Genomic DNA, 10,434 nt, shown 5'->3' on the forward strand with positions numbered 1-10,434 from the left:
GAAGGCAGTAGGGCCTAGTCCTGTTCACCAGGCTTGCGCAGCAGGTAGGTGTCCATGATCCAGCCCTTTTTCCGGCGGGCCTCTTCACGGGTTCTCTCAATCTCGGCACCGACATCACCGAGACGGCCCGAGATGACGATCTCGTCCGGCGTACCGAGATAGGCACCCCAATGGATGACGACATCTTTGTCGTCCAGCGTGTTGAAGGCACATTTGCCGTCGAGCAGGACGACGGTGCTGCCGGCATTGTCGGCCAGGCCTTCCCGCGTCAGGCGCCGACCGGTGGTGATCAGCACCGAATCGCCGATCCTGTTCAGCGCCATCTTATGGCTGGCGGCGAGCGCCTGGACAGCGGTGATGCCGGGTATGACCTCCAGCTCGAACGCGACATTGCCTCTCAGGCGCACGCGCTCGAGGATGCGCAAGGCGCTGTCATAGAGCGAGGGATCGCCCCAGATCAGGAAGGCGCCGCAGCCATCCCCGGCGATCTCATCGCGGATCAGGCTCTCGTAGATGGCGGCGATGGCTTCATGCCAATCATCGACGGTCGAGCGATAGGACGGCGCCGGCCCATCTTCTACTGGCCCATCTTCTACTGGCAGGTCGCGCACCGGCACGTCGAATTCGACGCGGCGTGACTTCGGGTTGGTGACGAAGCGGTCGCAGATCTGGCGGCGCAGCTCGACAAGGTCATTCTTCCTTGCGCCCTTGTCGGGAATAAACAGGACGTCCGCCCGGTTCAGGCCGTCTATCGCCTGAATGGTCATATGGTCGGGATTGCCGGCGCCGATGCCGATGACGAGAAGCTTGCGCATGGAGCGAACTCCTGCCCGATCGGAACCTGTTAGTCCAGACCGTTTGGGCTTACCCGCGGATACGGAAGGGCTTTGAAACGCTACGGTGAAACGGCTAGGGTCTGTGAGTATTCCAGCCGAGGAGGCTTTCATGTTGCGATATGTTCTGACCGCTGCGCTGGCCCTGCTGGCTGCGCCCGCATTCGCCAATGATTCGATTGCCGGACTTGGCACCGGCGGCCTGATCCTGTCGCGCAGCGATGCCGTGGCGATGCAAAGCGAGGACCTTTTCATCTCGCCGGAAAAGGTCACGGTCGACTACGTCTTCCACAACAACACCGATCGGGATGTCGACGCCATCGTCGCCTTCCCGATGCCCGATATCGAAGGCGATCCCGAAGAGAGGCCGGCGCTTCCCAACGACCAAAGCGACAATTTCCTCGGCTTTGAGGTGACGGTCGATGGCGCACCGGCAAAGCCGCAGCTCGAGCAGAAGGTGTTCGCGCTCGGCATCGACATCGGCGCCGATCTGCAGGCGCAGAATGTGCCGTTCTATCCTTTCGGCGATGCGGCGAAGGCGGCGCTGGCCAAGCTGCCTCAATCGGTTACCGATGACTGGGTAAACCGCGGCATCATCATCGAGGACACCGGCGGCGACGGTACGGAGGCGAAGAAGGTCTACACGCCATTCTGGCAATTGCGTTCGACCTATTGGTGGCGCTCGACGTTTCCGGCCAACAAAGACGTTCGCGTTTCCCACCGCTACAAGCCGAGCGTCGGCGGCACGTCTTCGGTGAGCTTCTTCTACGACGGCAAGTTCCAGGGGCAGTACGCGACCTACAAGACCCGCTATTGCATGGACGACACATTCGAGAATGCAGTGCGCAAGGCAGCCAAGGACGATCCCGACGGCTATTCTAAATATTATGAAAGCCGGATCGCCTACATCCTGACCACAGGTGGCAATTGGGCGGCGGGTACGATCGGCAAGTTCAAGCTGACGGTCGACAAGGGCAATCCGAAGACCCTGGTTTCGTTCTGCGGCGACAATGTCAAAAAGGTCGGGCCGACGACATTCGAGATGACGGCGCAGGATTTCTATCCCGAGCACGACATCGACATCCTGCTGCTGGTGTCGTCTGACAGAAATGGGGGAAATGCCAACTGATGCACGTCGCAATCTACGTCGCCATTGCAGAAAACGGAGTCATCGGGCGGGACGGAGGGTTGCCCTGGCGGCTGTCCACCGATCTCAAGCGCTTCAAGGCCGATACGATGGGCAAACCCATCATCATGGGTCGCAAGACCTATGAAGGCATCGGCCGGCCGCTGCCGGGCAGGTTGAACATCGTGGTCACCCGCGACAAGGCCTGGCGCACAGAGGGCGTCGAGGTCGCGCATTCGCTCGAAGCCGCGATCCAGCTGGCAACTGTGCGCGGACGCGGCATGGTCGGTGTGGACGAGGTCTGCATCATCGGCGGCGGCGAAATCTATGCCCAGGCACTGCCGCTGGCCGACCGGCTGCATGTTACCCATATACTGGCAACTGTCGACGGCGATGCGCATTTCCCGCCGATCGATCCGGATTCCTGGCGCGTCGTCAGCTCACAGGAGGTTCCGGCCGGGGAAAAGGATAGCCACGCGACGCGCTATTCGGTTTACGAGCGCCGCCTCGCGAGACATTGAACGACAAAAAGGGCGTTGAAGGAAGACAAAGGGTCGCGAACGGACCAAATCGGACGAACTCGGCAACGCATCGCGTTGAAAGCGCCTCGTGGCGTCCCTATAGAAGAACAACACTGGATTTTGCGCCGTAATACCGGCGCTTGAGGGAATTCCAAGCGAAAGGACATTCATGCCCTGGAACGACAAAAGCGGCGGTGGCGGCGGCCCATGGGGCGGCGGCGGCAACAATCAGGGACCTTGGGGGCAGGGACCCAAGGGACCGAGCGGCCCACAGGGCTCGCCTCCCGATCTCGAGGATATCATCCGCCGCGGCCAGGACCGGCTGCGGCGCGCTCTGCCGGGCGGCGGCGGCGCAAGCCCGGCCATTTTCGCGCTGATCGCGGCGGCACTTGTGGTGCTATGGGCGTTCAAGGCGGTTTACACCGTGCAGCCCGACGAGGTCGCGGTCGAACTGCGCTTCGGCAAGCCGAAGACCGAGCTGTCGCAGCCCGGTCTGCATTTCCATTGGTGGCCGCTTGAAACCGTCGAAACGGCCAAGATTTCCGAGCAGCTCGTCGACATTGGCGGCGGTGGCGCGACGAGTGGCAACACGTCCGGGCTGATGCTTACCGGCGACCAGAACATCGTCAACGTCCAGTTCTCGGTGGCCTATCAGGTCTCCGACCCGAGCGCGTATCTGTTCGACGTGTCCGATCCCGATGGCATGCTGCGGCAGGTTGCCGAAAGCGCCATGCGTGAAGCCGTCGGGCGCCGGCCGGCGCAGGACATCTTCCGCGACGACCGCCAGGGCATTGCCGCCTCGGTGCGTGAAATCATCCAGACGACGCTGGACGGCTACAAGGCCGGCCTCAACGTCAACGCGGTCTCGATCGAGGATGCGGCACCGCCACGCGAAGTGGCCGATGCGTTCGACGAGGTGCAGCGCGCCGAGCAAGACGAAGACAAGTTCGTCGAGCAGGCCAACCAGTACTCCAACCAGAAGCTCGGCCAGGCGCGCGGCGAGGCCGCACAGGTCCGCGAAGACGCGGCCGCCTACAAGAACCGGGTCGTGCAGGAAGCCGAAGGTGAGGCGCAGCGCTTCATCTCGGTCTATGACGAATATGCCAAGGCGCCCGATGTGACACGCAAGCGCCTCTACCTGGAAACCATGGAGAGGGTTCTGAAGGATTCTAGCAAGGTCATCGTCGAGCAGGGCAACGGGCAAGGGGTCCTTCCCTATCTGCCGCTGCCGGCATTGCAGCCGAAAGCGCCGGCACCGACCGCCCCTGGTGGCGTTACGGGAGGTAACCAGTGATGGCCAACCGTCTTCCCATCATCGTCGTCGCAGCAGTGGTCATCCTGTTCCTGCTCTATTCGTCGGTCTTCGTGGTCAATGCGCGCCAGCAGGCGCTGGTGCTCAGGTTCGGCGAGATCGTCGACGTCAAGAGCGAGCCCGGCATCTACTTCAAGGCGCCGTTCTCGTTCTTCGACGCCGATACGGTGCAACTGATCGAGAACCGGGTGCTGCGCTTCGATCTCGACAACATCCGCGTCCAGGTGTCGGGCGGCAAGTTCTATGAGGTCGACGCCTTCATCGCCTATCGCATCTCGGATCCACGGGTCTTCCGCTCCGCCGTGTCCGGTCAGATCGAACTGGCCGAAGCGCGGCTCAGGACGCGTCTCGACGCTGCCTTGCGCCGCGTCTACGGTCTGCGCGATTTCGAGGCCGCACTGTCCGAACAGCGCGCCGTGATGATGCGCGAAGTCCGCGATCAGCTCAGGCCCGACGCCACGTCGCTCGGCCTGCAGATCGAGGATGTTCGTATCCGCCGCACCGATCTTACGGCCGAGGTTTCACAGCAGACCTTCGACCGCATGAAGGCGGAACGCCTGGCAGAAGCTGCACGGTTGAGGGCACGCGGCAATGAAGCGGCACAACGCATTACGGCCCGCGCCGATCGCGAAGTGGTCGAGATCGTTGCCGAAGCACAGAAAGAGTCGGAAATCCTGCGCGGCGAGGGCGAAGCCCAGCGCAGTGCCACCTTCGCGGAAGCATATCAGCGCGATCCGGCCTTCTTCGATTTCTACCGGTCGATGAATGCGTATGGAACGGCGCTGGACAACACCGGGACGACGATGGTGCTGTCGCCAAACTCGGAGTTCTTCCGCTTCTTCCGCAATCCCGACGGCAGCGAAGCGCCGGCGAAGCCGGCGTCGCCGGCCCCAACCGCTCCGGCGACGGCACCTGCCGCGCCGGCGGCACAGCCAAGCACCGGCCAGTAGCGGCCGGTGCAGGATTTTCTTGCCGCCATGGGCCTCGTCCTTGTCATAGAAGGTCTGGTCTATGGCGGCTTTCCCGGCCTTGCCAGGAAGCTTGCCACCGAAGTGCTGTCGCTGCCCGAGAACGCGTTGCGGATCGCTGGGCTGGCGGCGATCGCCATCGGCGTCGGCATCGTCTGGCTGGTGCGAGGCATGTGAGGCGGCCCGCTTCGATTCTCGGGATACGAGCTTCGATCCCTGGGATACGAACTTCGATCCCTGGGATACGAACTTCGATCCGGGATACGAGCTTCGATCCGGATACGAGCTTCGATCCGGAGATAACGGATGATTTATCCTCTGCCCATAGTCATAGCCGCAAACGTGCCGTATTTTTTGCCAACATGGCGCGACGCGGCGTTTTCGTCGAAGCGCTTTTCTTTTCAGGAATACCGGGAGGCTTCTCGATGACATCCAACATAATTTTGCGCGCGGCACGGCGGACGTTCGTCGCGGGCGCTGCGGCACTTCTTGTCAGCGCCGTCGCTGTCCCGTCCTTCGTGACACCGACATTTGCCGCTGACGGACCTGCTTCGGTCGCCGATCTGGCGCAAGGCCTGCTCGGCGCGGTGGTCAACATCTCGACCTCGCAGACGGTGAAGGGTACCGAAGGTCCGGGTGCCGTGCCGATGCCGCAGCTGCCAGAGGGGTCGCCCTTCCAGGACTTCTTCGACGATTTCTTCAAGAACCGCGGCGGCGACAAGGACAATAGCGGGCAGAAGGTGCAGTCGCTGGGTTCCGGGTTCGTCGTCGATGCCGAACAAGGCATCGTCGTCACCAACAACCACGTGATCGCCGACGCCGACGACATCGAAGTCAATTTCTCCGACGGCATTACCTTGAAGGCAACGCTGGTCGGCACCGACACCAAGACAGATGTCGCGGTGCTGAAGGTCGATCCGAAAGGACACAAGCTGACGGCGGTGAAGTTTGGCGATTCCACCAAGCTGCGTGTCGGCGACTGGGTGATGGCGATCGGCAATCCGTTCGGCCTCGGCGGCACGGTGACGGTCGGTATCGTCTCGGCTCGCAACCGCGATATCAATTCCGGCCCCTATGACGATTTCATCCAGACCGATGCCGCGATCAATCGCGGCAATTCCGGCGGCCCGCTGTTCAACAGCGCCGGCGAGGTCATCGGCATCAACACCGCCATCATTTCGCCGTCCGGCGGCTCGATCGGCATCGGCTTCTCCATTCCTTCGCAGCTCGCCTCGGGCGTCGTCGACCAGTTGCGCCAGTTCGGCGAGACGCGGCGCGGTTGGCTCGGCGTGCGCATCCAGCCGGTGACAGACGACATCGCCGAGAGCCTCGGCATGGCGACTGCCAAGGGCGCGCTGGTCGCCGGCGTCATCAAGGGCGGTCCGGTCGACAATGGCACTATCCAAGCCGGCGACGTCATCGTCAAGTTCGATGGCAAGGACATCCATGAAATGCGCGACCTGCCGCGTGTTGTCGCCGAAAGCCCGGTCGGCAAGGCGGTCGATGTGCTCATCGTGCGCAAGGGCGTCGAGCAGACCGTGAAAGTGACGCTCGGCCGGCTCGAGGATGGCGAGAAGCTCACCAGCGGCGAGGAGGGTGGCAATACCGACCAGGACAAGGGTGACAAGGCGCCGGACGTTTCCACGGCTTCGGTGCTCGGCATGACGGTCGGCGAACTGAACGACGAGACGCGCAAGAAGTTCAGCATTGCGGCCGATGTTTCCGGCGTCGTCATCACCGATGTCACCAAGGACTCTGCTGCCGCCGAGCGCGGCATTCAGCCTGGTGAGGTGATCACCGAGATCGCACAGGAATCGGTCGCCACGCCCAAGGATGTCATGGACCGGATCGGCGCCTTGAAGGAACAGGGGCGCAAGAATGCGCTCTTGATGCTGGCATCGAAGACCGGTGAACTCAGGTTCGTGACGATCCGAATGGACTGAAGTCAGCAGCCAGCGGCTGAGTTCCTGGAAGGATTTCGAACATGAGCAAAGCGACTTATCCGTTGAAACTCCCGCTTTCGGTCAAGGAGGCCGCCACGCGCTTGGCAAAGGCCGATGGCGTGTCGCTCAATCAGTGGATCGCTTCGGCCGTGGCGCAGAAAGTTGGGGCAATGGAAACAGCGGCCGAGTTCCTGCGTCGTCGGACAGGCGATGCGTCCGCTGACGATTTTGGAAAGCTGCTTGAGCGGGTTGCTGCCGGACCTCCGCAACCTGGCGATGAGCTTCCGCCTGATCGACATTGATCAGCGACGTTTCTTTCGCCAATTCTTGGCAGTCAGCCGGTACAACACATGTCGCTTGAGCGCGGGATGGCTGTCGGGAATGCCGGGGTGGTCGAAATCGGCGGACGGGTCGGCGGTCATGCCGAGGCGTTCCATGACGGCGATCGAGCGCCTGTTGTCGGCGACGGCGAAGGAAATAATCTCGCCGAGGCCAAGCGTTTCGAAACCATAGGCAAGCCATGCCTCCGCCGCTTCGGTGACATAGCCCTTGCCCCAGAATTCAGGGGCCAGTCGCCAGCCGATCTCGACGGTGCCAGCCGGAAGGAACGGCAAATGATCTGTGTCGAAGAGGCCGATGAAGCCGATGCATTCTCCGGTGGCGACAATCTCGGCGGCGGTGAAACCGTAGCCATCCTTAGCGATCCAGGTCCGGAACTCGTCCATTTTGGCGTCTGTGGCGGCACGGTCGCGGCGGAACGGAAAGAACTCCATCACCTGTTCATCGGAATTGATCCGGTGAAACAGCGCGCGGTCGCGATCCTCCCAGTTGCGCAGGATCAGGCGCTCGGTACGCATTGGTTTCATTGCACAAACTCTTCCTGCCTGTAACCTTGCAAATAGAGCAATGCGGTCAGGTCGCCATGGTCGATGCGAACCTTTGCCTGTGCAGCCACCGCCGGCTTGGCATGAAGCGCGACACCGATGCCGGCCAGGCGGATCATGTCGAGATCATTGGCGCCGTCGCCGACGGCGATGACGTCAAAGGGCGTCAGACCAAGGCGCGCTGAAATTTCGATCAGCGCTTCGGCCTTGGCGGCGCGGCCGAGGATCGGTTCACCGACCAGCCCGGTGAAGCGGCCATCCTGTTCGAGCAGGCGGTTGGCGCGGTCCTCGTGGAAGCCAAGCATGGCCGCGATTCGCGTCGTGAAGACCTCGAAGCCGCCGGACACGAGTGCCGTCCAGGCGCCATTGGCCCGCATTGTCTGAACCAGCGCGCGGCCGCCGGAGGCCAGCGTCAGACGATTGGCGACGATGCGGTCGACTACGGCGGCGTCGAGGGCTTTCAGCAGTGCCACTCGCTCGCGCAGAGCCGGTTCGAAAGCGATCTCGCCGTTCATCGATCGCGCTGTGATGGTGGCGACACGATCCTTGACGCCGATCTCGTCGGCCAGCTCGTCGATGCATTCCTGGTCGATCATGGTTGAGTCCATGTCGGCCATCAGGATCTTTTTGCGGCGGGTCTCGGCCTGCTGGACGATTACGTCGACCGGATCGTCGGCAAGCGCTGCGTGCAAGGCGGCACTCGTTTCGGCGTCGTCGGCTGCCTCCGGCAGGACAAGATCGCAGGCTATCCCTTCGGCCAGCCAGACAACAGCGCTTGCGCCGACCGACCGTGACGCCATATTCGCAAGCGACAGCGACAAAGCGCGGTCGGCGGGACGGGAAACAAGCGTGGCGATGAGCGGCATGGAACATTCCGGCGAACAGGCGGGCGAGGGCCGCGTGAAGAACGCGATCCTGATAGCCGGGCCGACCGCCAGCGGCAAGTCGGCGCTGGCGCTCGATCTGGCCGAGCGCAGGGGTGGCGTGATCGTCAACACCGATTCCATGCAGGGCTATTCTGTTCTCGACGTGCTGACCGCCCGGCCGGAAGCGGCCGACCTCGCTCGCGCGCCGCATTTTCTCTACGGCCACGTCCACCCGTCCACAGCCTATTCCACCGGCGCCTGGCTGCGCGACGTGATGAAGCTGATCGACGACGGTGCGCTCTCCAAACGGCCGGCAATTTTTGTCGGCGGCACCGGGCTCTATTTTCGCGCGCTTGCCGAGGGCATTTCGGAAATGCCCGACATTCCGCAGCGGGTCCGGGACCGCTGGCGCTATGAATTGAAGGAGCAGGGCGCCGTCAAGCTGCACAGCCTGCTGCTGCGTGAGGATTCGGCGGCCGCCATGATGCTCAAGCCAACCGACAGCCAGCGCATCGTGCGGGCATTGGAGGTGCTCGACGCGTCGGGCCGTTCGATCCGGGAATGGCAGGCAGAACGCGGCCATCCGCTCATCGACAGGCAGACCGCGCATTTCTTCGTGATCGAGCCGGACCGGGCGGCGCTGGTCGGCCGCATCGAAAAACGCTTCGACCAGATGCTGGACAAGGGCGCGCTAGACGAGGTCAAGCTTCTAGCGGCGCTTGGCCTCGATCCCGAATTGCCGGCGATGAAGGCGATCGGCGTTCGTGAACTGCAGGCCGCGATGGCCGGAAAGATTGGATTTCCCGAGGCGATCGAACGCGCCAAGATCGCGACCAGGCAATATTCCAAGCGGCAGACGACCTGGTTCAGGCATCAGCTGGGGCCGGAATGGCAAAGAGTGCACCCCGGTGATGATGTGGAAACCACGATCTGATTGCTTATTCCCATTGCAACCTGAAAAGTTTACTTGCAAGGAAAGGTTCTCGTTGCGGTTGTCCAAATTAACCCTCCGTAAGCCCGCCCATGCCATAAGGTCAGTGGGCACTTTTCCAACGGGGAGCAGATGCGTTTCCACAAGGCGGAATCAGCATTTTTCGTCTTTATCTTCGTGATCCTGGCCGCTGGCCTGGTGACGCTGCATGCCTATGGGCTTCTGCAATCCTTCGCCACCGAGCTACATACGGCTTCGGGTCTGGACAAGGTCATCTATCTCAACAAGCTTTTGTTCGCGACCGGCGTGCTTTTGGCCACCGCGCTGTTCTTCGGCATTTTCTTCATCTACCCGCTGATCCGAAAACAGGCGACGGAAGAAGGCAAGCTGCGCGCCATGACGGTCTCGCTCAGCGCGCGTTCGGAAACACTCGAGCATGCGGCGCTGACCGACGGCCTGACCGGCATGCAGAACCGGCGCTATTTCGATGACGCGCTGAAGGAGTATCTCGAGGAGTTCCGGCGCATCGAAAAGCCCGTCGGGCTGATGATCCTCGATCTCGACCATTTCAAGCAGGTCAACGATACCCACGGCCATGATGTCGGCGACGAGGTGCTCAAGGCCGTCGCGAGCTGCCTCAAGGATATGACACGCTACCACGACGTGGTGGCGCGATTGGGTGGCGAGGAGTTCGCGGTGGTCACGCCCAACATGGATGCCGACCTTCTGGGCAAGTTTGCCGAGCGTATCCGCAAGGCGATCGCCAACATGTCGGTGCTGTCAGGCAATGTCCGCCTCAAAATCACCACCAGCGTCGGGCTTGCCGTCTGGGACCGCAAGGAAACGGCGGAGGAGTTCTATCGCCGCGCCGACCGCCAGCTCTACGAGGCGAAGAGGCAAGGCCGCAACCGCGTCTGCGCCTAAAATCCCGAAGAGGAATTCATGAGGCCGGTCGCCTGACGCGACTTTCTGCGCTTCCGGTGCTCATATGTGGACGGCCCCCTGCTTGCAAGTATTGGCTGAGATGGTTTGATCGGATCGCTTGCGCTC

General features: G+C 62.2%; 12 protein-coding genes. 9 read left to right on the plus strand and 3 right to left on the minus strand.

What is annotated here, in order from left to right; all coding sequences use genetic code 11:
- Window positions 1-14: 14 nt before the first annotated feature.
- Window positions 15-815, minus strand: a complete 801-nt coding sequence (cobF, locus tag NKI73_RS25415; protein WP_352633673.1) for a precorrin-6A synthase (deacetylating) — start codon at window positions 813-815, stop codon at window positions 15-17.
- Window positions 816-945: 130 nt separating this feature from the next.
- Between cobF and NKI73_RS25420 the strand changes: the two genes are divergently transcribed.
- The 7 genes from NKI73_RS25420 (at window position 946) to NKI73_RS25450 (ending at window position 7,005) form a co-directional block, all read left to right on the plus strand.
- On the plus strand, window positions 946-1,962 hold the full coding sequence (locus NKI73_RS25420; RefSeq protein WP_352633675.1) for a DUF4424 domain-containing protein: 1,017 nt from the start codon (window positions 946-948) through the stop codon (window positions 1,960-1,962).
- Window positions 1,962-2,480: a dihydrofolate reductase gene (locus NKI73_RS25425; RefSeq protein WP_352633677.1), complete on the plus strand. Its 519-nt coding sequence runs from the start codon at window positions 1,962-1,964 to the stop codon at window positions 2,478-2,480. Before NKI73_RS25420 ends, NKI73_RS25425 begins: the two co-directional genes overlap by 1 nt.
- A gap of 169 nt (window positions 2,481-2,649) precedes the next feature.
- Complete coding sequence (gene hflK, locus NKI73_RS25430; RefSeq protein WP_352633678.1) at window positions 2,650-3,774, plus strand: FtsH protease activity modulator HflK; 1,125 nt, start codon at window positions 2,650-2,652, stop codon at window positions 3,772-3,774.
- Complete coding sequence (gene hflC, locus NKI73_RS25435) at window positions 3,774-4,742, plus strand: protease modulator HflC (RefSeq protein ID WP_352633680.1); 969 nt, start codon at window positions 3,774-3,776, stop codon at window positions 4,740-4,742. Before hflK ends, hflC begins: the two co-directional genes overlap by 1 nt.
- Window positions 4,743-4,748: 6 nt before the next feature.
- Window positions 4,749-4,937, plus strand: a complete 189-nt coding sequence (locus tag NKI73_RS25440; RefSeq protein ID WP_352633681.1) for a DUF2065 domain-containing protein — start codon at window positions 4,749-4,751, stop codon at window positions 4,935-4,937.
- Window positions 4,938-5,185: 248 nt separating this feature from the next.
- Window positions 5,186-6,703 (plus strand): DegQ family serine endoprotease, encoded by a 1,518-nt coding sequence (locus NKI73_RS25445; RefSeq protein ID WP_352633682.1) that lies wholly within the window; start codon window positions 5,186-5,188, stop codon window positions 6,701-6,703.
- Window positions 6,704-6,744: 41 nt separating this feature from the next.
- Window positions 6,745-7,005 carry a pilus assembly protein HicB gene (locus tag NKI73_RS25450; RefSeq protein ID WP_352633684.1) on the plus strand — a complete coding sequence of 87 codons (261 nt, stop codon included), beginning with the start codon at window positions 6,745-6,747 and terminating at the stop codon, window positions 7,003-7,005.
- On the opposite strand, the gene NKI73_RS25455 is transcribed toward NKI73_RS25450, so the two are convergent.
- Window positions 7,006-7,569: a GNAT family N-acetyltransferase gene (locus NKI73_RS25455; RefSeq protein ID WP_352633686.1), complete on the minus strand. Its 564-nt coding sequence runs from the start codon at window positions 7,567-7,569 to the stop codon at window positions 7,006-7,008.
- A complete protein-coding gene (gene serB, locus NKI73_RS25460) occupies window positions 7,566-8,453 on the minus strand; it encodes a phosphoserine phosphatase SerB (RefSeq protein ID WP_352633688.1) in 888 nt (295 codons plus the stop codon). The genes NKI73_RS25455 and serB overlap by 4 nt, the downstream gene beginning before the upstream one ends.
- Between serB and miaA the strand changes: the two genes are divergently transcribed.
- Window positions 8,443-9,387: a tRNA (adenosine(37)-N6)-dimethylallyltransferase MiaA gene (gene miaA, locus NKI73_RS25465; RefSeq protein WP_352633690.1), complete on the plus strand. Its 945-nt coding sequence runs from the start codon at window positions 8,443-8,445 to the stop codon at window positions 9,385-9,387. The two genes, serB and miaA, sit on opposite strands and share 11 nt — an antisense overlap.
- A 129-nt stretch (window positions 9,388-9,516) precedes the next feature.
- Window positions 9,517-10,308 (plus strand): GGDEF domain-containing protein, encoded by a 792-nt coding sequence (locus NKI73_RS25470; RefSeq protein WP_292176943.1) that lies wholly within the window; start codon window positions 9,517-9,519, stop codon window positions 10,306-10,308.
- Window positions 10,309-10,434: the final 126 nt, after the last annotated feature.

The sequence above is a fragment of the Mesorhizobium sp. M0496 genome (assembly GCF_040321205.1).
In the GTDB taxonomy this organism is placed as follows: Bacteria; Pseudomonadota; Alphaproteobacteria; order Rhizobiales; family Rhizobiaceae; genus Mesorhizobium.

Coding starts and splice junctions, on each gene's coding strand:
- NKI73_RS25420 (WP_352633675.1), top strand. CDS start 946: ATGTTGCGATATGTTCTGACCGCTGCGCTGGCCCTGCTGGCTGCGCCC.
- hflC (WP_352633680.1), top strand. CDS start 3,774: ATGGCCAACCGTCTTCCCATCATCGTCGTCGCAGCAGTGGTCATCCTG.
- NKI73_RS25455 (WP_352633686.1), bottom strand. CDS start 7,569: ATGAAACCAATGCGTACCGAGCGCCTGATCCTGCGCAACTGGGAGGAT.
- cobF (WP_352633673.1), bottom strand. CDS start 815: ATGCGCAAGCTTCTCGTCATCGGCATCGGCGCCGGCAATCCCGACCAT.
- NKI73_RS25470 (WP_292176943.1), top strand. CDS start 9,517: ATGCGTTTCCACAAGGCGGAATCAGCATTTTTCGTCTTTATCTTCGTG.
- miaA (WP_352633690.1), top strand. CDS start 8,443: ATGAGCGGCATGGAACATTCCGGCGAACAGGCGGGCGAGGGCCGCGTG.
- serB (WP_352633688.1), bottom strand. CDS start 8,453: ATGCCGCTCATCGCCACGCTTGTTTCCCGTCCCGCCGACCGCGCTTTG.
- NKI73_RS25445 (WP_352633682.1), top strand. CDS start 5,186: ATGACATCCAACATAATTTTGCGCGCGGCACGGCGGACGTTCGTCGCG.
- NKI73_RS25425 (WP_352633677.1), top strand. CDS start 1,962: ATGCACGTCGCAATCTACGTCGCCATTGCAGAAAACGGAGTCATCGGG.
- hflK (WP_352633678.1), top strand. CDS start 2,650: ATGCCCTGGAACGACAAAAGCGGCGGTGGCGGCGGCCCATGGGGCGGC.
- NKI73_RS25450 (WP_352633684.1), top strand. CDS start 6,745: ATGAGCAAAGCGACTTATCCGTTGAAACTCCCGCTTTCGGTCAAGGAG.